Source organism: Streptomyces sp. NPDC016469 (assembly GCF_040632905.1).
Taxonomy (GTDB): Bacteria; Actinomycetota; Actinomycetes; order Streptomycetales; family Streptomycetaceae; genus Streptomyces.
This window is the reverse complement of record NZ_JBEYCQ010000006.1, coordinates 247,867-268,403: the sequence shown is the minus strand read 5'-3', so window position 1 is coordinate 268,403 and position 20,537 is coordinate 247,867. Positions and strand designations below refer to the sequence as shown.

The window sequence follows — 20,537 nt, the reverse complement described above, 5'->3', positions numbered from 1 at the left end:
TCCTCTCGGTGCGGGGGGCGGGGGTGTCAGCCGGCGGTGTTGCCGACGGGCGCCTGGCCGAGGGCGCTGAGCTTCCACCCGTCGGAGGTGCGGGTGAGCTGGCCGAGCATCCGGCTCTCCTTCACCGCGGGCTTGCCCTTCGGCGCGGTCACGGTCACCCGGAGCGCCACCATGACCCCGGCCTTCCCGGCCCGGTCGTCCAGCTCGGTGACCGCGCCGGCCAGCACCTTCGCGGTGCTGACGGTCTTCGCCTCCTGGATCTGCTTCTCGAACCCGCCCCGTCCTTCGACCAGTTGCTGGTGCAGGTCCCCGGTGGTGGAGTCCTCCCAGCTGTCGAGCCCCTTCTCCAGCTGCGCGTGGTCGAGTGTGTTCATGTTCTGCACGGCCTGCTCCCCCGCCGCCAGGACCTCGTCGCGGGTCTGGGCGTACGCAGCCGAGCTGTCGTGCCCCGCCTGGTACCGGGACACCCCGCCCCAGCCCGCGGCGCCGGCCGCCGCGACCGTCAGCACGATCGCCGCCGCCACCAGCGGATTCCTCGTCATCGCTACCCGTGCCATCGCTGCCTCTCCCTGCCGGCGGTCCCGCCGTGCTGTGCTGTCCGTGCTCCGTGGTGCGGTGGTGCTTTCCGCGGGCTACCGGGAGGTGATCTCCACGATCGTCCAGTGCCCTTCGCGCAGTTGGGCCGTGACCGAGAGCTGTGCGGCCGCCTTGCTCGCCGCCTTGCCCTCGCGCTCGTAGACCTGGTCGAGGAAGACGAGCAGGTGCGCGCTGTCGGGCGTGAGCCGGGTCACCCCGGCGCGCACGACATGGGTGGTGAGCGTGAGCTTCTGGTCGGCCGACTGCTTCTCGACCTGGCCGAACAGCGCCGCGTACTGCTGGAGCGCCTTGCCCGCGAGCAGCTTCTGCGCGGACGCCTTGGTGGCGGCGGTGCCTTCGGGGCTGTACGAGAAGACCTTGTCGAGGGCGTTGGTGACCTCGCCGGCCACCTGGGCGGTCGCCGCGCTGTCGGTGAGCGCCCGGTTGGACGTGGCGGGCGTGTCCCGCAGCTGCCTCCCCGCCACGTACATCACGACCCCGGCGGCGAGCAGGGCGACGGCCAGGACACCGGCGAGGACGCGCGGCCACCGGCGGGCCGGGCGGGTGCCGGTGTCGTCGGTGTCCTCGGGCGGCTCGACGGCCGCGGTCTCCGGCTTCTCCTCGACGTCCGCGTTCGTGCTCATGCGCCGCTCCCTATGCCGAGCGCCGTGAGCGCCTTGATCTTCCAGCCGTCCCCGGTCCGGGCGAGCGTGGCCTCGAAGCGTTTGCGTTCGGTGCCGGCCTTGCCGGTGCGCGGGGTGACCTCGACGTCGACGGTCGCGATCATCAGCGCGGTGCCGGTCCGCTCGTCCAGCTCCGTGAGCGCGGCGTCGGTGACCTTGCCGCGCGCGGTGGCGCCGGACCTCTCGAGGTCGGCGGCGTCCTTCTTCCGGGTCCGCTTCAGCTGGTCGTACAGCGGGCCCGTGGCGGACCCCAGCCAGCCGGCGAGGCCCGCGTCCACGCTCGTCGCGTCCTTGCCGTCCAGGGTGTTGAGCCGGGCCAGGGCCTGCCGCCCGTCCGCGAGGGCGGCGTCGCGGCTCTTGGCATAGGCCAGGTCGCCGTCGCCGCGCGCCTGGGCGTACGACCAGCCGCCCAGCGCGCAGACGAGGGCGGCGATCAGGAGGAGGGCCCAGCCGCCGAGGCTTCGCGTACGGGGGTTCACTCGCCGTCCTCCTGTCCCAGGCCGAGCAGCCCGGCCATGCCCCGGGCCTCCGGTGCCGCTTCGGTCACGGCGCCGAGCGCTCCGGGCAGCCGTTCGTCCGCGGTGGCCCCGAGGGTCAGCGCGCCGGCCGTCGCCGGTTCGGGCAGCGGGCCGCCCGTCGGGGCGTTGGCGCTGCCCCGGACGTCGACGCCGGTGCCGGGCGAGGCGGTGCAGCGGGCCTTGGTGTTGAGGGCGGGGGCGGGTGAGAGGTCGAGGCCGTTGCGGTAGGTCGTGCCCTCGTAGCCGGCGGTGCAGGGCAGCGGCTCGAAGAAGGTGACCGACATGCCGAACCGGGCGCCGTCCTCGTCCACCGCGCTGGCTCCGGCGGCCGTGACGGCGGGCAGCTTCACGAGCAGTTCCTCCAGGCCGCGCTGGCGGGTGACGGCGACGTCGGAGGTGGTGAGGAGGTTGGCGACGACGACCCCGAAGCTGGGTTCGACGTCCCGGAGCAGGCCGCTGATCTGGTTCGTCGCGTCGGGGGCGGCGGCGATCAGCTTGCGCAGATCGGTGTCGGACCCCTTGAGCTGGGCGGCCAGTTCCTTGGCGCCGGAAGCGAACCCCTTGAGCGCTTCGCCCTGTTCGACCTGGGTGCGCAGCACGGTCCTGCCGTCCTCCATCAGTCTGGTGTTGACGGGCAGCGCGTCGTCGGCGGCGTCCACGAACTCGCTGCCGGTGTCCAGGAGGACCTGGAGGTCGTCGCCACGCCCGCTGAACGCGGTGCCGAACTCGTCCACGACCGTGCGCAGGGACTCCAGGTCGACCGAGGAGGTGAGGTCGTTGACGCTGGTGAGGACGTTGGTCACGGGCGCCGGGACGGTGGTCTCCGCCTCGTCGATGACCGAGCCGTTCGCGAGGTAGGGGCCCTCGGTGCGGGTCGGCCGCAGGTCGACGTACTGCTCGCCGACGGCGGAGAGGTTGGCCACAACCGCCTTGAGGTCGTCGGGGATGCGGGGTGCGGACTTGTTGATCCGCAGCTCGGCCTCGACGCCGTCGTCGGTGAGTTCGATGGCGCCGACCCGGCCGACCGACACCCCTCGGTAGGTGATGTTGGAGTGGGTGAAGAGACCGCCGGTGCGCGGGAGTTGCATGTTGACGGTGTAGTAGTCGCGCATGCCGACGTAATGGCCGAGGTCGGCGTAGCGCACGCCGAGGTAGCCGAGCACCAGGACGGAGATGATGAGGAAGGCGATGTTCTTGAGCCGGGTGGCGAGGGTGATCATCAGTTGCTTCCCTTCGGGTCCGTGGGCCGGCTCGTCGTCGGCGCCGACGTCGCGGGAAGGGGCAGTGGCAGTCCGGCGCCGGCGACCGCCTGGGGCGGAACGGGCGGGGTCTCCGCGTCGGGGTCGTAGGCGGGGATGATCCGGGTGCCGGGTTCGGCCGTCAGGTCCAGGTACACGTTGAGGTAGTCGCCCTTCACCCCGCGCAGCACCTCGTCGGTGAACGGGTAGGTGAGCAGCACCTGGAGGGAGTCGGGCAGGTCGTTGCCGGAGTCGGCGAGGGCGCGCAGGGTGGGGGCGAGGGCCTTGAGGTCGGCGATGGTGTCCGCCTTGCTCCGGTTGATGGTGGTGACGGCGACGTCGGAGAGGGTGTCCAGGGAGCGGAGCATCGTCATGAGCGAGCCGCGCTGCTTCTCCAGGACCTTCATGCCGGGGCTGAGCTTGGTGAGGACGGTGCCGACCTGCTGTTTGCGGCCGGCGAGGGTGCTGGAGAGCCGGTTGACGCCGTCGAGCGCGGCGGTGATGTCGCCGCGGTGGTCGTCCAGGTTGGTGACGAGCTTGTCGACCCGGTGGAGCATGGACTTGACCTGGGGTTCTCGCCCGCTCAGGGCCTTGTTGAGCTCGGTGGTGATGGTCTTGAGCTGCTGGACGCCGCCGCCGTTGAGGAGCAGGGACAGGGCGCCGAAGACCTCTTCGACCTCGGGGTTGCGGTTGGTACGGGTGAGCGGGATGCGGTCGCCGTCGGCGAGGGTGCCCTGCTCCTTGCCCTTGGCGGGCGGCGTGAGCTGGATGTACTTCTCGCCGAGCAGGCTGGACTGTTCCAGATGGGCGTAGGCGTTGGCGGGCAGGTCGATCTTCCCGTTGACCTTCATGGTGACCCGGGCCTGCCAGCCGTCGGGCGCCAGCGAGATCTTGGTGACCCGGCCGACGGGGACGTCGTTGACCTTGACCGAGGACTGCGGGGACAGGCTGAGCACGTCCCCGAAGTCCGCGGTGATCTCGTACGGGTCGTCGCCGAGGTCGGCCCCGCCGGGCAGCGGAAGGTCCTCGATGCCGGAGAAGTGCGGGGCTCCGCATCCGGTGACGAACAGGGTGCAGCACAGGCCGAGCGCGACGAGTGCCGGTCCGCCCGTGGTCCCGAGGGCCGCGGGTCTGCGCGGTCTCCGGTTCATCGGTTCGCCCCCTTCGTGTCCGTGGCGTCCTCGCCGCCCTTGGCGTCTCCGGCGTCCTTCGGGGTGCCGTAGACCGTGCCCACGGCCGGGAGCGGCAGCGCGGGCAGGGCCTTCTGCCGTTCGGCGTCCACCGGGGAGAGCCCCTGGAGGGCGAGGGTGGGTTCGAGGAGCGGGCCGCCCATGCTGAGCTCGTTGAGGTTGGTCCGGCCGTTGAGCGTGCGGTGCTCGGGGTCGTACGCGTTGAGGACGTTGCCCGCCGAGAGCGGCAGGACGTCCATCGATTCGGCCAGCGAGGCGCGTTGGTCGACGAGGGCCTGGGTGATCGGCACGAGGGCGTCCACGTTCTTCTTGAGCTCGCCCCGGTTGTCCTTGATGAAGGTCTTCACCTGGCCGAGTGCGGTGCCGAGTTCCTTGAGTGCGGCGCCGAGGTTCTTCTTGTCGTCGGCGAGGAAGCCGGTGACGGAGTTCAGCTGCTCCTCGGCGGCGCGGACGTTGCCGTCGTTGTCCTTCAGCATGGTGGTGAAGGTCTGGAGGTAGGACAGCGTGTCGAAGAGGTTGCCGCTCGACTTGTCCAGGGTCTTGGTGGCTTTGCCGAACTGCTCGATGGAGTCGCCGATGTCCTTGCCGTTGCCCTTGAGGTTCTTGGCCCCGGTGTCCAGGAGACCGGCGAAGGCCCCCTCGGCGTTCGCCCCGTCGGGGCCGAGCGCGGTGGAGAGCTCGGTGATGGAGGCGTAGAGCTGGTCGACCTCGACCGGGACCGCGTTGTCGGCGGCGGGGAGCTGGGCGCCGTCCTCCATGGCTGCTCCCCCGGTGTAGGCGGGGGCGAGCTGGACGTACCGGTCGGCGACCAGGCTGGGCGCGACGACGACGGCGTGGGCGCCCTTGGGGACCTTGATGCCCTTGTCGATGTGCAGGACGACCTTGACGTCCTTGCCGCGCGGCTCCACGGACTCGACGCGGCCGACGCGCACGCCGAGTATGCGCAGGTCGGACCCGGCGTAGACACCGGTGACCCGGTCGAAGTACGCGGTGACGGTCGTGCCGCCCTGCTCCTCCAGGGCCGAGACCCCGGAGGTGGCGGCGACGGCCACGACGACGAGGCCGGCGCCGATGCCGATGACGCGGGTGAGTCTCATCTCAGTGCCCGCCTTCCTGCTTCGGAGGCATGCAGCCGGTCGCCGGGGGTGTGTTCGCGGGCAGGTAGTTCTTCGGGACGACCCCGCAGACGTAGTTGTCGAACCAGCGGCCGTTGCCGAGGGTGTTGCCGACGAGCCGGTTGTAGGAGCCGGCGAGCGCGAGCACCTGGTCGAGGCTCTTGCGGTTCTTCTTGAGCACCGCGGTGACCCAGCCGAGGGCCTTGAGGGTCGGCTTCAGCTGCTTGTTGTTGTCGGAGACGAGACCGGTGAGCTGGGTGCCCAGGTCGCGGGTGCCGGTGAGCAGCAGGTGGATGGAGTCGCGGCGGGCCTGTATCTCGCCGAGGAGCAGGTTGCCGTCGTCCAGGAGGGTTTCGAAGCCGCTCTTCTTGTTGGCGAGGGTCTTGGTGAGCTGCTTGCTGCCCTTGAGCAGGGTGGCCAGCTGGGCGTCGCGTTCGGAGACGGTCTTCGACAGCGCGGAGAGCCCCTTGGCGGCGCTCTTCACGTCGGGCGGGGAGTCCTTGAAGGTGGCGGAGATCGTCTCGAAGCTCTTGGCGAGCTGCTCGGTGTCGATTTCGCCGATGGTCTCGCCCAGTCCGTTGAACGCCTGTGTGACGTCGTACGGGGATGTGGTGCGGGAGGCCGTGATGCGCTCGTCCGGGTCCTGCGGGGAGTCGCCGAGCGGGTCGACGGCGAGGTACTTCTCGCCGAGGAGCGTCTTGATGGCGATGCCGACGGTGCTGGCGTTGCCGATCCAGGCGTCCTTGACCTTGAAGGTGACCTTCACCTTGGCGCCGTCCAGGGAGACGCCGGTGACCTTGCCGACCTTGACGCCGGCGATGCGGACCTCGTCGCCCTCACCGAGTCCGGCGGACTCGGTGAAGTCGGCGCTGTAGGTGGTGCCGCCGCCGATGAAGGGGAGCGAGTCGGCCCGGTAGGCGCCGAAGCCGAGGAGGGCGAGCAGGAGCAGGCCCACGATGCCGACGGCGACGGGGTTGCGGTGGCGTATCGGCTTGATCATGACAGGCACCTCGGCTGGGTGATCTCGATGCCGGTCGGCGGGGTGCTGCCGTCGCTCGTCGTCACGCCGCTGATCCTGGCCTCGCAGAGGTAGAGGTTGAGCCAGGAGCCGTACGAGGTGAGGCGGCTGATGGCCTCCATCTTGGCCGGGGTCTTCCGCAGGAAGTTCTCGATCTCCGGCGTGTTGTCGGCCAGGTTCCCGGAGAGCCGGCCGAGCTGCTTGATGTCGTCCTTGAGGGGCTTGCGGCCGTCCTCGAAGAGGTCCGCGGTGACCGTGGTGAGCGCGCCCATCGCGGTGACGGCCTCGCCGAGGGGCTTGCGGTCCCCGGCGAAGCCGGTGACGAGAGCCTGGAGCGTGTCGACCAGGTCGTTGAAGCCTGCTTCCCGGTCGTTGACGGTCTTCAGGACCGAGTTGAGGTTCTTGATCACCTCACCGATCACCTTGTCCTTGGCGGCGACCGTGCCGGTCAGCGAGCCGACGTGCTGGAGGATGGAGTCGACGGTGCCGCCCTCGCCCTGGAGCACCTGGACGATGGAGCCGGCCAGCTCGTTGACGTCGGGCGGCGAGAGCCCTTCGAAGAGGGGCTGGAAGCCGTTGAAGAGCTGGGTGAGGTCGAGCGCCGGAGTGGTCCGCGACAGCGGGATGGTGGCACCCGGGGCGAAGCTCTCGCCGACGGGGCCCGCGCCCTGGTCCAGGTCGATGTAGCGCTGGCCGACCATGTTGAGGTACTTGATCGACGCGGTCACGGAGGCCGGGAGCTTCTTGCTCCTGCGGACGCTGAAGGAGACCTCGGCGACCCGGCGGTCGGCGACCTTCACCGACTCGACCTGGCCGACCTTGACTCCGGCGACGCGGACACTGTCCCCGACGATGAGTCCGGTGGCGTCGGTGAACCGGGCCTTGTACGAACGGGTCTCGCCCACACCGGAGTTGGCGATGGACAGGGCCAGGACCGTGGTGGCCAGGCTCGTCACCACGATGAACACGATCGATTTCGCGAGCGGTCCCGCGAGGGAACGGCGCTTCACTTGAGCTTCACCTCCACACCGCGGAAGGCCGGGCCGATGAGCACGCTGCTCCACTCGGGCAGGGCCTGCGGCCGGACTTTCAGTGAGGGAGCGACCAGCTCGTTGACGAGGCGGCTCTCCTGCGGCGAGTTGGGCATGCCGAGCGACGGGTCGGCCGCGGGGACCTCGACCGGCGTGGCCGGCTCCGGGTCCGCCCCGGGGGTGTCGGCGGCGGTCCTGGCGTCGGCCGTGGGCACGGTCTGGCCGACGTACGGGATGGAGTAGCAGTGCGGTCCGCCGGTGGCGTTGTAGACCGGGGTGTCCTTGCCGGCGACGTACTTCCCCTTGGACGGCACGGTCTTGAGGGTCACGTGCAGGCCGGGCTGGTCGGTGCCCTTGCCGAGCGCCTTGTCCATGGCCGGCACGAAGTTGGCCACGGTGCGCAGGGTGCAGGGGAACTCCGAGGAGTACTTCGCCAGGGTCTCCAGGGTGGGCCTGCCGCTGGCGGCGAGCCGGATGAGGTTGTCCTTGTTCCGCTGGAGGAAGGCGGTGACATCGCGGGCGGACGCGGTGGTGGAGCCGTACACGTTCGCGAGGTTCGCCTGCTGTTCGGCGAGGGTGCCGCTGGTGGTGGTGAAGTCGGTGAGGGCGTCCAGGACGTCGGGGGCGGAGTCGGCGTAGAGCCGGCTCACCTTGACGAGTTCCTTGATGTCCTCGTTGAGCGTGGGGAGTTGCGGGTTGAACCGCATCAGGTGGGCGTCGAGCTTCACCAGGGTGTCGCCGAGCTTCTCGCCCCGGCCCCGGAGTGCGGTGGAGACCGCGTTGAGGGTGGCGGACAGCTTCTCCGGCTTCACGGCGGTGAGCAGCGGCAGGACGTTGTCGAGGACCTGTTCCAGCTCGATGGCGTTGCTGGACCGGTCCTGCGGGATGACGTCGCCGGCGCCGAGCGTCTTCGTGGAGGGCACGGGGGGCGGTACGAGGGCGACGAACCGTTCCCCGAAGAGGGTGGTGGGCAGCATCTGGGCGGAGACGTCGGCCGGGATGCGGTCCAGCTTGTCGGGCTCGATCGCGAGGGTGAGCCGGGCCCCGTCGCCGTCGGCGGCGATGTCTCGGACCTGGCCGACGACCACACCGCGCAGCTTCACGTCGGCGTTCTCGTGCATCTCGTTGCCGACGCTCGATGTGCGTACGGTGACGGTCGCGTCGTGCGTGAAGTCCTTCTCGTACACCGAGACGGAGACCCAGATGAGGACGGCGGGCACCAGGAAGAGGGCGACTCCGGCGGTTCTGCGGGCGGTGGCCCGGGCGGCGCGTGAGGTCATCAGCCGGCCACCTTCACCGTCGTCGTGGCGCCCCAGATGGCGAGCGAGAGGAAGAAGTCGGTGACGCTGATCAGCACGATCGCGTTCCGTACGGACCGGCCGACGGCCACCCCGACCCCGGCGGGCCCGCCGGTGGCGTGGAAGCCGTAGTAGCAGTGGGCGAGGATCACCATCACGCTGAAGATCAGCACCTTGAGCACCGACAGGAGCACGTCGGTCGGGGACAGGAAGAGGTTGAAGTAGTGGTCGTACGTGCCCGCCGACTGTCCGTTGAACAGGACGGTGACGTAGCGGGAGGCGACGTACGAGGAGAGCAGCCCGATCGCGTAGAGCGGGATGATCGCGACGACCCCGGCGATGATGCGCGTGGTGACGAGGTAGGGCATCGAGCGCACGCCCATCGATTCGAGGCCGTCGACCTCCTCGTTGATGCGCATGGCGCCGAGCTGCGCGGTGAAGCCGGCGCCGACGGTCGCGGAGAGGGCGAGTCCGGCGACGAGCGGGGCGATCTCGCGGGTGTTGAAGTACGCGGAGATGAAGCCGGTGAACGCGGCGGTGCCGATCTGGTTGAGGGCCGCGTATCCCTGGAGCCCGACGACCGTGCCGGTGGCCAGGGTCATGGCGATCATGACGCCGATGGTGCCGCCGACGACCCCGAGGCCGCCGCTGCCGAAGGCGACCTCGGCCAGGAGCCGCTGGACCTCCTTGAGGTAGCGGCGCAGGGTGCGCGGAATCCAGATCAGTGCCCGTACGTAGAAGGTGAGTTGGTCACCGGATCTGTCGAGCCAGCCGAGCATTGACATGGGTCAGCTCCCCTTCGCGGGGACGATCTGCAGGTAGATCGCCGTGAGGACCATGTTCACGAAGAACAGCAGCATGAAGGTGATGACCACGGACTGGTTGACCGCGTCGCCCACCCCCTTCGGGCCGCCGCGCGGGTTGAGGCCGCGGTAGGCGGCGACGATCCCGGCGATGAAGCCGAAGATCAGCGCCTTGACCTCGCTGACGTAGAGGTCGGGCAGCTGGGCGAGGGCGGAGAAGCTGGAGAGGTACGCGCCCGGGGTGCCGTGCTGCAGAATCACGTTGAAGAAGTAGCCGCCGAGGGTTCCGACGACAGAGACCAGGCCGTTGAGCAGGACGGCGACGAGCATGGTGGCGAGCACGCGCGGGACGACCAGGCGCTGCACGGGAGAGACGCCCATGACCTCCATGGCGTCCAGCTCCTCGCGGATCTTCCGCGAGCCGAGGTCGGCGCAGATCGCGGACCCGGCGGCCCCGGAGACCAGCAGGGCCACGATGATCGGGCTGGCCTGCTGGATCACGGCGAGGACGCTGGCGCCGCCGGTGAAGGACTGGGCGCCGAGCTGCTGGGTGAGCGAGCCGACCTGGAGGGCGATGACCGCGCCGAACGGGATGGACACGAGGGCGGCGGGCAGGATGGTCACGCTGGCGACGAACCAGAACTGCTCGATGAACTCCCGGACCTGGAAAGGCCGTCGGAAGGTCTCCCGGGTCACCGTGCCGGCCAGCGCGAACAGCCGCCCGGTCTCGCGCAACGGCGCGGCGAGCTTGCTGGGGCGCGGGGCCTCGGGAGTCTTCGCGAGCTCCGGGGCCCGGTCCACCGGCTCCGGTTCGTCGGGGGGCCGTACGGGCATGGGGGCGGTCACCGGCGTCCACCGCCCATGGCGGGGCTGTAGCTGTTGAGGATGGCGGTACGGGCGGCCTCCGGCAGCTCGCCCAGCATCGACATGACGCGTTCCCGGCGGCGCAGGGCGCCCTGGCGCACCGGCAGGCCGGGCGTGGGCTCCAGTTGGGGGACGACGGTGCGCGGGGCGTTGGCCGAGCTGATGCCCTGGCCGTAGCCGTTGAGCTCCTCGGCGGCGAGGGTGGCGGCGTCCTTCTCCTCGGACATGCCGATGGGCCCCTCGCAGCGGCCGGCGAGGAACTGGTTGACGACGGGCAGGTCGCTGGTGAGCAGGACCTCGCGCGGCCCGAAGGTGACGAGGTTGCGGCAGAACAGCATCCCCATGTTGTCCGGCACGGTGGAGGCGATGTCGAGGTTGTGGGTGACGATGAGCATCGTCGCGTCGATCTGCGCGTTGAGGTCGACGAGGAGCTGGGAGATGTACGCGGTGCGGACCGGGTCGAGGCCGGAGTCCGGTTCGTCGCAGAGGATGATCTGGGGGTCCAGGACGAGGGCGCGGGCGAGGCCGGCGCGCTTGCGCATGCCGCCGGATATCTCACCGGGGAGCTTGTTCTCCGCGCCCAGGAGGCCCACGACGTCGATCCGCTCCATGACGATGCGGCGGATCTCGGATTCCTTCTTGCGGGTGTGCTCCCGGAGCGGGAACGCGATGTTGTCGAAAAGCGACATCGACCCGAAAAGGGCGCCGTCCTGGAACATGAGACCGAAGAGCTTGCGGGTCTCCATGATGTCCCGCTCGGAGCCGTTCACCATGTCGACGCCATTGACGAGAACGCGCCCGCGCTCAGGTTTGAGGAGGCCGATGATGGATTTGAGGAACACTGTCTTCCCCGTCCCGGACGGGCCGAGCATGACACTGACCTCGCCTGCGGGAAGCGTGAGCGACACATCCTGCCAGATGTTCTGCTTGCCGAAAGACTTGGTGAGTCCTTCGACCACTACTTCGATTCCCATCCCACCTCCTGCGTGCGCTCACGAAGTGACAGAAATGCGCTGAGGGGCGCACGTTAAGTTCACCGGCACCGCCAGGACAAGCCCTTGAGCAGCCCGTTCGCAAAGATCCGGACCGTTTGTCATCGGATGACAAATTCCGGTTCCGATCTTGTGAAGTACTGCGCACTGCCGTCCGTCGGTGCAGGCCGGAACCCCGCGGCCCAGGGGGCCGGACGCGTGTCCGGGCTCCCTGCCGACGGGTGAGCAATCTCCGGACGCGCCGGAGGAGTTGCTGACGGAGGCGACGCTACGGGTGAGTAACCTGGGCCGCAATACCAGGTCATCAAGTTTTCGCGCGAGAGCGTGAAGGGGTTGGTTATTTCTCATCGACTGAGCAGGTCGGCCGGAAAAACTGTCGCAGAGTGACAACTTCCGGGGTCGATCGACGCGCCCCGTACGCCGGCCGGCGCATCGAGAAGCGCTCGGGACCGGCTCGAATGCACAAGTGACAGCCGGGATTCCGCATGTCCGGCCGGCCGGAGTCGCTGCGGCACCCACGAGGGCCTGCGCACCAAGTGACAAGAAGGCCGGGTCCCGTACTCATCCCTTACGGAGATGCGGGTCCCGTTCATAGATTCTCATACGGCGGGATTGTGTCCCGGTGTTTCCCGCCAGTAACCTCACGGCTCGGTGAATGGGATTTCGTTCCGGCCCCGTCCGACGCGTCCCGGCACCCGCATTCCGCATTCCGTGCTCAATTCGCTGCGCACATCGGAAACAAGGGGAAGACATGAGAACCTCGAACCGGGTACGTGTGGGGCTGCTGGCCTCCTTCACCGCTCTCGCCGCCGTCGCCTCCATCGGGTCGGCCACTGCCGCCACCACGCTGAACGGCGACTGGGCGCCCTTCAGCCGCTGCCCGGTGGACGACCCGGCCATGCTGGCGGCCGACGGGGCGACGGACATCGCCATCTGCGTCTCCTCGCACTCGGCGAGCGGCTCCATCAAGCTGGGCAACACCGTGGTGCCCTTCGGCGCCAGCGACCTCCAGATCGGCGTGGTCAACCACCCGGGCGCCGTCTCGACCGTCGTCTCCCCGAAGGACGGAGCACTCGTCGCGGACTCCGCGAAGGTCCCGGGCGGCCTGCTCGGCCTGATGTGCCCCAGCGACATCCCCGTGATCACGGGCATCTGCAACACGCTCACCGATGTGAAGCTGAACCGGGTGACGGCGACCATCGAGTCGGTCAACACTCCGACCGGCTTCCAGCTCCTGGCGGGCGCGACCACCGGCAAGCCGATCATCACCCTCCCGGTCCGCATCCACCTGGAGAACCCGCTCCTCGGCGACAAGTGCTACATCGGCTCCTCCTCGGACCCGATCCTGCTCAAACCGCAGAACCTGAGCCAGCCGGCCGTCACCAGCGAGAACTTCGCCGGTGACGGAACCCCGGATCCGAACGGCCCGATGAGCCGGCTCAGCCTCCAGGGCGCCACTCAGACCGACACGACGTACGCGGTCCCCGGGACCAACGGCTGCGGCCTCCTCGGCTCGCTGAACTGGGCGGTCAACCTCAAGACGGGCCTGCCGTCGGCCGCGGGCAAGAACAGCGTCACCCTGAACAACGCGCAGACCGACGTTGCGGCGATGGGCGCCCCGGGTGACATCGCCCCGAACGCGGGCAAGGTCATGTCGCAGTACTGGCACTCGGCGGCGCGGTAGCCGTCCTCGCGACCGGAGCCCGAAGGGGCCACCTCCCTCGCGGAGGTGGCCCCTTCGGCATGAGGCAGTCGGGCGGCGGGCTACGACTTGGGCTTCGTGCCGGGCAGTTCCGCCGGAGCGGGCGGGCAGTAGGAGCTCTCGGGGAAAGCGGGATAGCAGGTCGGAGCCTGGTTCATGAAGATCCGGTTGCCCGGGCCCGAGATCGCGGCGGTGAACAGCGGGTTCAAGTCCTCGCCGCCCGTGCCGCAGCCGGAGAAGGGCGGGATGGTGACCTCGCCGTCCAGGCGTCCGCCCAGGGCCACGTTCGTATACGCTGACCCGCCGTTCAGTACGACCTCGAACGGCTTCACCGTCCTGCAATTGTTTCCCACGTCCAACGGCGTGCCGTTGACTTTGACGTCGTGGATGCGCAGGGACTGCTTGAAGTAGACCGTGGAGAACGCGGCGTCGAGGTCGTAACCGATGTTGCCTATGGAGATGGTCATGGGTCCGGTTTCGAAGGACACCTTCGCCGTCACCGGCTGGAAGCCGAAGGTGAGAAAGGTGGAATCGGCGTCCGGGAGATCGATGTTCGCGAGGTTGTCGATGCGGAGGTAGCGTCCGCGGCCCTCCGGATCCTCCCAGTCGTCCGCCTCTCGGCTTGATATGCGCTTCGTCGACAGCACAGAGATGAGCGCCGGGTGATCGGGATCATTGACGACCATGGCCCCATTCAGCTTCTGTACATTGGCGAGACCCAGCACGTTGGCACACATGAAAGCACCCGGGAGCTCGATCACATTGACAGGACGGCCTGGCGAGGGTTGTGGTGCCTTGCTGGAGTCCATCTCTCCCACCGGCGGTTCGACCGGACAGTAGTCGGGGTCCGCTTCGTCCTCAGCGTCCGTCGGTTCGACCGCGATGTCCTTGTCCTTCGCCCGGCCGGAGCCACCTGCCGGAGTGGGGAACGTCTCGGGGGTGCCCGACGGCCCGGTACCGGGGCCGTCAGTCACACGCGTGGTCGCGAGGTGTCCGTCCTCGCCCTCGTCCAGTCGGCACGTCATGGTGGTGAGAGGCGGCGTGGTCTTCTCGGGCTCCGCCGTGGCGGACCGCAGCTCAATCTTCAATTCCTTGACCGAGAAGTCGACGTCGCCCGCAGACCCCAGCGTCACGTAGGGGACATCACCGGAGTGGACGAGCACTACGTCACCGTCGGCGGGAAGGAGAGTGCTCGGCGCGTGCAGCTCCCAAGAGGCCTCTGCCGAGTCGCCGTTCTGGGCGACCATCACCTTGAGCGACGCGCGGCTCACGAACGCCTCGGCGCCTTCCGGCAAGAGGCCGGCGAGATCCGCCCGCGAGAGGGTGACGGTGAGCGTCACCGGCCCCGGCTGTACCGGCCGGCCGGCCTCACCGGTGGCCGGGACGTCCACCGAGACGCCGACCGCTGCCGTGACGGTGCCCGCGTCGCCGTCCTCGGCGCCACAGGATGCTGAGAAGCCGGCCGGCCCGGTGCTCTCGTCGGCGGCCGAACCTCCGCCGGACAACAGGCCTGCGAGCAGGGCGAGACCGGCGACGGAGGCGACCCTCACGGAACGCCCCGCACGGGCCACGGGTATCTGAGTGTGCATATCGGGCCTGTCCTCCACGGGTGCGATCGGTAGTACAACTGCTGTGGCGCCCGCCCGCGAGCGCCGGTATCACGAAGGCCGGGCCGGCCGCGAAGAGGCTCCGCGGCCGGCCCGTACCCGTGTGCTGCTACGCCTTACGGCGTCGTGATCTTCGGCGAGGTGCCCGTCGAGGTCACCTTGACGAGGTACGAGGCCTTGAAGGAGGCCACGTCGCCGTTGTTGATCAGGCCGAGGCAGTTGGCGTTGGACGCCTTCAGCTCCGTGCCCGAACCGTCGATGACCAGCCTGCCGGTGCTGTTGTCGTAGTACCCGTACGCCTTGCCCTTGAAGTCGGCGGCGCAGCCGAAGCCGCTGATGTGGGCGGAGATGCCGGTGACGTTGCCCTTGACCCGGTTGGCGTTGGAGGGATCCACCCCGGTGACGTTGATCGTCCACGGCGTCGCGGTCATGGAGACGGTGAAGCTGATGCCACCGACCGTGCAGCTGGTGAAGCCGATGGTGCCGATGGTCGCCATGTTGGCTCCCGTGGCGCTGGTCGCGGCGACGTTGCCCGCGGTCACGCTGGAGGAGGCACACGTCAGGGTCGCGGCGGGGACGGTCAGCGTGGGGTTGCTCGCGCTGGCGGTGTACGCGCCGTTCGGGGTGGCCGACCACGAGGCCGTGGCGCCGGCGGAGGCCGAGGTGGCCGCCATACCGAGGGCGGCGCCGGCGGCGGTGGCGATGATGGCGGCTCTACGTGCAAGGGTGTTCACGGAATCCGGTTCCCTTCGAGGGTGTGTGACCTACACCGGGGGGCCACTTCCGGCCGGGTAAGCGGCGCTCCCGGAGTGGGGGGTCACGAGACAGGAATGTGGCAGTCCGGCCTGACGGACTGCTCGACCTCTTGCGTTCGGCGATGACGCTACGGGCGAGTAATGTCGCTCCGCAACATGCTGGAACAAAGAATCTCCACAATCATCGCTCTCCCTCAGAAATTGCTTGCGAGGCGAGTACGGCGCGTGGATTTTTTATCGAGAAGTGAGCAGTTCTCCCGGAGCCGGGGTGCCCACTCCTGCTCACCCGATGACGGAAGGGCACCCCGCTCGACCCAACGCCCCACGTCACGGCCCTACCGTACGGCCTCCCCCGCCACCTCCGCTCCGCGCACCGGTCGCCCCGCCACGCCCTTGACTTCCCCCCGCCGGCCCAGCGGAATTCACCGCGAATAGCGAGAACGAAATTGTTCGGGGAGCAGGGACCATGCGGCGGAGCCACCGCCGCATTACCGGAATCCGGGCCCCCGCATCAGCACCGCACGAGTGATCCGCGAGTCGGTCGCGAGCGCGGAGGCCCACCGTAACGGTGGCCGAAAACAACCGATACATGGCCCATACATTTCGTCTTGTCCTGCCTGTGTTCAGAGCCACATACGTGGACTATCTTCGGCAGCCGACGTTGGTACGCACCTGAGAACGGGTGGGAGCGCTCTCCGTCCGTCACCCCCCATCGGGCGCCGAAGAGCAAGAAGGGGTCAAGGTATGCCGGGAGTCGCGCAACCCTCGGAGCTGGGAGAGCCGCTGGGACCGCTGCCGCAGGAGTTCGCCACGATCGTGCGGCCCGAACTTCCCAGCCTCATCAAGGAGATCGGCCTTGAGGTGACCCGCGCCTACCCCGAGTACGCGCGACTCCTCGACGGCCCGTACGGCCAGGGCATCCGGGTCGGTGTCGAGCAGAGCATCTCCGTGTTCGTGGACCAGGTGGCCGAGCCGGCCGCCCCCTCCGCCCTGCGCGACGAGATGTGCCGCAGGTTCGGCCGGTTCGAGGCGTACGAAGGGCGCAGCCTGGACCAGCTGCAGGGGGCGTACCGGCTGGGCGCCCGCGTGGCTCTGCGCCGGGCCAAGAAGATCGGCAGGCGCTACAACCTCTCCCCCACCATGATGCTGACGTTCGCGGACGCGCTGTTCAGTTACGTGGACGAGCTGGAAGCCCTGTCGCGCGAGGGGTACTTGGAAGTGAGGTCGGCCTCCGACGACCACACGGACACCCTGCGGCGCAGGCTGCTGCACCTGATCCTCGCCGGGCGCCCGGTGCCGCGCGTGGCCATCGCCGAGCTGTGCGAGCAGACGGGCTGGACGCTGCCGGACGAGGTGACGCTCGTCGCCGTGCGCCCGTCCCCCGATCTGGACCGGCTGGCGATCGACCGTGACGTACTCGTCGACTTCGCCGATCCGCAGCCGCACTTACTGATCCCGGGCCCTTTCGACGACATGCGAAGACGCATGCTGGAGCACGCGCTTCCGGGCGTCCGCGCCGCCATCGGCCTGACCGTCCCCTCGTCGCTGGCCTCGGACTCGATCCGCTGGGCCCGGCGGGTGCTGGAACTCGTGGACGCGGGCGTCATAGACGACGCGCCGGCCATCCTCTGCGACGACCACCTCATCACTCTGTGGCTGCTCTCCGATCCGGTCCTCCTCGACCAGCTCGCGCGCCGCGAACTCGCCCCCATGGCCAACATCAGCGCCAACCGGCGCGAACGGCTCATCGAAACGCTGCGGATCTGGCTCGACACCCGCGGCACGGCGGCCCAGATGGGCGAACTGCTCGACGTACACCCCCAGACCGTCCGCTACCGGATGCGCAACCTGGAATCGATCTTCGGCGATCAACTGGTCGATCCCGAGGCGCGGTTCTCGACGGAGACCGTGCTCCGCGCCATGCAGCTGCGTGCCCGCAGCAACGACACACCCATCTGAACAGCGCGCGACGCACCTTCGTCCCGACGAGCACTTCACGCGAAGTCAACCTACTTGCTGGTAAGGGGAAATAGCCGGTCATTCCCAAACGGTTGCCACACGGAGACGTACTCAACGAGAAACCAGGAACTGCGTCTCGTTATATGGAGTGGAGTCGGTCCGCCCACCCGGCGGGCCGGCGCCCGACCTCCTGGCCACCATCGAGAGGGAACCCCCCATGACCGCCTCGCACCTGCTCGTCCCCGTCCCCATCCCGGACCGCATCGCCGCGCTCATCGGCGCCTGCACCCCCGCGCACATCCTCCAGGCCGAGTTCGACGCCGAGTGCGCCGCGCGGGAGGTGCGCAGGTTCCGGGGCCCCCGGCTGGAGGTCGAGGACCAGGCCGACCGCGAGCAGGCCCTGTCCGAACTGGCCCGCGCCAACAAGGTGCTCGCCGCCCACCATCCCCGGCTCGTGGTGCGCCCCGGTTCCGCCTGGTGACCCCGCGGAACGGCCCGCTCGCGCACCTTGCGAAGAGACCGCCGCGCCCTTACCTTACTCAAAAGTAAGTTTACTCCAGAGTAAGGAACTGGCGTGGCCGACAACAGCAGCGGCAAGGTCACCGACGAACTGGCCGCCCTCGATTTCGCGGCCGTCTCCCCCGAGGAGTTCGCAAGGATCGTGAAGGGGCTGTCAGCCAAGCAGCTCGCCGAGATCATGCACGGGGAGCTGCGCGCCCGGGTGCTCGGCGAGGTCTTCGGCCGGATGAGGCAGCAGTTCCGCCCGGAGGCGGCCGGGGCGCTCAAGGCGCTGATCCGCTGGAAGATCACCGGTGACACGGAGGTGGTCTACGAGACCTCGATCGCGGACGGCACCTGCACCGTCAGCGAGGGCCGCTCGGACGCGGAGCCGCGTACGACACTGGTCATGGCGGACGCGGAGTTCCTGAAACTGGTCTCCGGGAACGGCAACCCGATCACGATGTTCATGATGCGCAAGCTGAAGGTGGCCGGTGACGTCGGCCTGGCCTCGGGGCTCACCCGTTACTTCGACATCCCGAAGGCGTGAGCCGATGAGCTACTTCTCCCTCGCGCTCACCGAGGAGCAGCAGGACCTGCGCGACTGGGTGCACGGCTTCGCCGCCCAGGTGGTGCGCCCGGCGGCGGCCGAGTGGGACGCCCGCGAGGAGACGCCCTGGCCGGTCATCCAGGAGGCGGCCCGGATCGGCCTCTACGGGTTCGAGTCGCTGGCCGACATGTACGGCGACCCGTCGGGGCTCTCCCTCCAGATTGCCAACGAGGAGCTGTTCTGGGGCGACGCCGGCATCGGCATGGCCCTGTTCGGCACCTCGCTCGCCGTCGCCGGGATCTTCGCGTCCGGCACCCCGGACCAGCTCGCCGAGTGGGTGCCCCAGTGCTACGGCGACGAGGACGAGCCGAAGGTCGCGGCGTTCTGCGTCTCCGAACCGCAGGCCGGCTCCGACGTCTCCGCGATGACCACGAAGGCCCGGTACGACGAGGCGAAGGACGAGTGGGTGATCTCCGGCCAGAAGGCGTGGATCACCAACGGCGGCATCGCCGAGGTCCATGTGGTCGTCGCCTCGGTCGACCCGGCACTCGGCGCACGGGGGCAGGCCGCGTTCATCGTGCCGCCCGGCACGAAGGGCCTGGCGGCGAGCCGCACCATCAAGAAGCTGGGGCTGCGTGCCTCGCACACGGCGGACGTCTTCCTGGACGAGGTACGGGTGCCGGGACACTGCCTGCTCGGCGGCAAGGAGAAGCTGGACGCCCGCCTCGCCCGCGCCCGCGAGGGCTCCACCGCCAAGGGGCAGGCCGCCATGGCCACCTTCGAGGTCAGCCGCCCCACGGTCGGGGCCCAGGCGCTGGGCATCGCGCGCGCCGCGTACGAATACGCGCTGGAGTACGCCGGGGAGCGCGAGGCGTTCGGGCGGCCGATCATCGAGAACCAGTCGATCGCGTTCGCCCTGGCCGACCTCCGTACCGAGATCGAGGCCGTACGGCTGCTGATCTGGCAGGCCGCGTGGATGGCCCGCAACGACCGCACCTTCGACGCCGGTCAGGGCTCGATGTCCAAGCTCCGTGCGGGCGAACTCGCGGTGGCCGCGACGGAGAAGGCCGTCCAGATCCTGGGCGGCGCCGGATACAGCCGGGAGCACCCGGTGGAGCGGATGTACCGGGACGCGAAGATCTACACGATCTTCGAGGGGACCAGCGAGATCCAGCGCCTGGTCATCGCGCGGGCGATCTCGGGGCGCCACATCCGCTGAGGACGGGGGCGGCGAGCCGGTACGGGGCCGGGCCAGCGAGGATGGGCGGGTCCCGTACCACCGCCGCCCCCGGGGGAAACGCCATGCCCGCCGTCCCGCGCCCGTCCGTCCTCTTCGTCACCGACCTCGCCTACGAGGCGCGCGGCCGGCGCTACTGCGACGAGGACATCCGCCTGACGGGCCGCCTCCGCGAGGACTTCGACCTCGCGCTCTGCCACCCGCGCGACGCCGCCGCCCTCCTGGACGGCTTCGACGCCGTCGTCGTACGCAACAGCGGTCCGGTCCTGCACTACCAGGAGGCGTACGAGGCGTTCCGGGCGCGGGCCCTGGAGCTGGGCACCCGGGTCTACAACCCGCTGACCGGGCGCGGTGACATGGCGGGCAAGCAGTACCTCGTGGACCTGAGCCGGGCCGGATACCCGGTGATACCCACTGTGGACCGGGCGGCGGACCTCGGGCTGCTGCCGCACGCCGAGGGCTATGCCGTGAAGCCGAAGCTGGGCGCGGACTCGGTGGGACTGCGCTTCGTGCCGACGCCCGAGCTCGATCCCGGCGCCGACGGCACCCTGCTCGTCCAGCCCCGGATCGACTTCCGCTACGAGGTGTCCTTCTATTACGTGGACCACGACTTCCAGTACGCGCTGCACGCCCCGGACCCTGAGCGGCGGTGGGTGCTGGAGCCGTACGGGGCGAGCGCGGCGGACCTGGCGTTCGCCCGGTCGTTCGTGGAGTGGAACACGCTGGACCACGGCATCCAGCGCGTGGACGCCTGCCGGACGGCGGACGGCGACCTGCTCCTCGTAGAGCTGGAGGACCTCAACCCGTATCTCTCGCTGGACCGGGTAGCAGCCCCCGTACGGGAGGCATTCGCCGCCCGTATGACGACGTCACTGCGGGACCTGCTCGCCTGACCCGTCCGGG

At 69.3% G+C, this 20,537-nt stretch carries 20 protein-coding genes; 6 read left to right on the top strand and 14 right to left on the bottom strand.

The window, feature by feature from the left end; all coding sequences use genetic code 11:
• Nucleotides 1–26: 26 nt before the first annotated feature.
• The 12 genes from ABZ565_RS09300 to ABZ565_RS09245 all read right to left on the bottom strand — a co-directional run bounded on the left by ABZ565_RS09300 (nucleotide 27) and on the right by ABZ565_RS09245 (nucleotide 11,308).
• Nucleotides 27–557 carry a hypothetical protein gene (locus ABZ565_RS09300; RefSeq protein ID WP_361022550.1) on the bottom strand — a complete coding sequence of 177 codons (531 nt, stop codon included), beginning with the start codon at nucleotides 555–557 and terminating at the stop codon, nucleotides 27–29.
• 75 nt (nucleotides 558–632) lie between these two features.
• The gene (locus ABZ565_RS09295) at nucleotides 633–1,220 is read right to left on the bottom strand and encodes a hypothetical protein (RefSeq protein WP_361022547.1); all 588 of its coding nucleotides are present in this window, start codon (nucleotides 1,218–1,220) and stop codon (nucleotides 633–635) included.
• Nucleotides 1,217–1,738, bottom strand: a complete 522-nt coding sequence (locus ABZ565_RS09290; RefSeq protein ID WP_361022544.1) for a hypothetical protein — start codon at nucleotides 1,736–1,738, stop codon at nucleotides 1,217–1,219. Before ABZ565_RS09290 ends, ABZ565_RS09295 begins: the two co-directional genes overlap by 4 nt.
• A complete protein-coding gene (locus tag ABZ565_RS09285) occupies nucleotides 1,735–2,997 on the bottom strand; it encodes an MlaD family protein (protein ID WP_361022541.1) in 1,263 nt (420 codons plus the stop codon). The genes ABZ565_RS09290 and ABZ565_RS09285 overlap by 4 nt, the downstream gene beginning before the upstream one ends.
• The gene (locus ABZ565_RS09280) at nucleotides 2,997–4,166 is read right to left on the bottom strand and encodes an MCE family protein (protein WP_361022538.1); all 1,170 of its coding nucleotides are present in this window, start codon (nucleotides 4,164–4,166) and stop codon (nucleotides 2,997–2,999) included. The genes ABZ565_RS09285 and ABZ565_RS09280 overlap by 1 nt, the downstream gene beginning before the upstream one ends.
• Nucleotides 4,163–5,302, bottom strand: a complete 1,140-nt coding sequence (locus ABZ565_RS09275; RefSeq protein WP_361022536.1) for an MCE family protein — start codon at nucleotides 5,300–5,302, stop codon at nucleotides 4,163–4,165. Before ABZ565_RS09275 ends, ABZ565_RS09280 begins: the two co-directional genes overlap by 4 nt.
• Before the next feature lies 1 nt (nucleotide 5,303).
• A complete protein-coding gene (locus tag ABZ565_RS09270; protein WP_361022533.1) occupies nucleotides 5,304–6,320 on the bottom strand; it encodes an MCE family protein in 1,017 nt (338 codons plus the stop codon).
• Nucleotides 6,317–7,348 carry an MCE family protein gene (locus ABZ565_RS09265; RefSeq protein ID WP_361022530.1) on the bottom strand — a complete coding sequence of 344 codons (1,032 nt, stop codon included), beginning with the start codon at nucleotides 7,346–7,348 and terminating at the stop codon, nucleotides 6,317–6,319. The genes ABZ565_RS09270 and ABZ565_RS09265 overlap by 4 nt, the downstream gene beginning before the upstream one ends.
• Entirely contained in the window at nucleotides 7,345–8,649 is a 1,305-nt protein-coding gene (locus ABZ565_RS09260) for an MCE family protein (protein WP_361022527.1), read from the bottom strand. Before ABZ565_RS09260 ends, ABZ565_RS09265 begins: the two co-directional genes overlap by 4 nt.
• Nucleotides 8,649–9,452, bottom strand: a complete 804-nt coding sequence (locus ABZ565_RS09255; protein WP_360850431.1) for an ABC transporter permease — start codon at nucleotides 9,450–9,452, stop codon at nucleotides 8,649–8,651. The genes ABZ565_RS09260 and ABZ565_RS09255 overlap by 1 nt, the downstream gene beginning before the upstream one ends.
• Before the next feature lie 3 nt (nucleotides 9,453–9,455).
• Complete coding sequence (locus ABZ565_RS09250; RefSeq protein WP_361022524.1) at nucleotides 9,456–10,316, bottom strand: ABC transporter permease; 861 nt, start codon at nucleotides 10,314–10,316, stop codon at nucleotides 9,456–9,458.
• The gene (locus ABZ565_RS09245; protein ID WP_361022521.1) at nucleotides 10,313–11,308 is read right to left on the bottom strand and encodes an ATP-binding cassette domain-containing protein; all 996 of its coding nucleotides are present in this window, start codon (nucleotides 11,306–11,308) and stop codon (nucleotides 10,313–10,315) included. Before ABZ565_RS09245 ends, ABZ565_RS09250 begins: the two co-directional genes overlap by 4 nt.
• A 769-nt stretch (nucleotides 11,309–12,077) precedes the next feature.
• Between ABZ565_RS09245 and ABZ565_RS09240 the strand changes: the two genes are divergently transcribed.
• Nucleotides 12,078–13,010 carry a hypothetical protein gene (locus ABZ565_RS09240; RefSeq protein ID WP_361022518.1) on the top strand — a complete coding sequence of 311 codons (933 nt, stop codon included), beginning with the start codon at nucleotides 12,078–12,080 and terminating at the stop codon, nucleotides 13,008–13,010.
• Nucleotides 13,011–13,090: 80 nt separating this feature from the next.
• Here ABZ565_RS09240 and ABZ565_RS09235 read toward each other — a convergent pair whose 3' ends face one another.
• Together ABZ565_RS09235 and ABZ565_RS09230 are read right to left on the bottom strand one after the other, a co-directional pair.
• On the bottom strand, nucleotides 13,091–14,578 hold the full coding sequence (locus tag ABZ565_RS09235) for a DUF6801 domain-containing protein (RefSeq protein WP_361022515.1): 1,488 nt from the start codon (nucleotides 14,576–14,578) through the stop codon (nucleotides 13,091–13,093).
• A gap of 173 nt (nucleotides 14,579–14,751) precedes the next feature.
• A complete protein-coding gene (locus tag ABZ565_RS09230) occupies nucleotides 14,752–15,369 on the bottom strand; it encodes a hypothetical protein (RefSeq protein ID WP_361022512.1) in 618 nt (205 codons plus the stop codon).
• 765 nt (nucleotides 15,370–16,134) lie between these two features.
• Here ABZ565_RS09230 and ABZ565_RS09225 point away from each other — a divergent pair.
• The 5 genes from ABZ565_RS09225 (at nucleotide 16,135) to ABZ565_RS09205 (ending at nucleotide 20,527) form a co-directional block, all read left to right on the top strand.
• Nucleotides 16,135–17,349 carry a helix-turn-helix domain-containing protein gene (locus ABZ565_RS09225; protein WP_361022509.1) on the top strand — a complete coding sequence of 405 codons (1,215 nt, stop codon included), beginning with the start codon at nucleotides 16,135–16,137 and terminating at the stop codon, nucleotides 17,347–17,349.
• Nucleotides 17,350–17,566: 217 nt separating this feature from the next.
• Nucleotides 17,567–17,830, top strand: coding sequence for a hypothetical protein (locus tag ABZ565_RS09220; protein WP_361022506.1), 264 nt, complete (start codon nucleotides 17,567–17,569; stop codon nucleotides 17,828–17,830).
• Nucleotides 17,831–17,923: 93 nt separating this feature from the next.
• The gene (locus ABZ565_RS09215; protein WP_361022503.1) at nucleotides 17,924–18,397 is read left to right on the top strand and encodes an SCP2 sterol-binding domain-containing protein; all 474 of its coding nucleotides are present in this window, start codon (nucleotides 17,924–17,926) and stop codon (nucleotides 18,395–18,397) included.
• Between the two features lie 4 nt (nucleotides 18,398–18,401).
• Nucleotides 18,402–19,616 carry an acyl-CoA dehydrogenase family protein gene (locus tag ABZ565_RS09210; protein WP_361022500.1) on the top strand — a complete coding sequence of 405 codons (1,215 nt, stop codon included), beginning with the start codon at nucleotides 18,402–18,404 and terminating at the stop codon, nucleotides 19,614–19,616.
• Between the two features lie 83 nt (nucleotides 19,617–19,699).
• On the top strand, nucleotides 19,700–20,527 hold the full coding sequence (locus ABZ565_RS09205; protein WP_361022496.1) for a hypothetical protein: 828 nt from the start codon (nucleotides 19,700–19,702) through the stop codon (nucleotides 20,525–20,527).
• The last annotated feature ends 10 nt before the right edge of the window (nucleotides 20,528–20,537 follow it).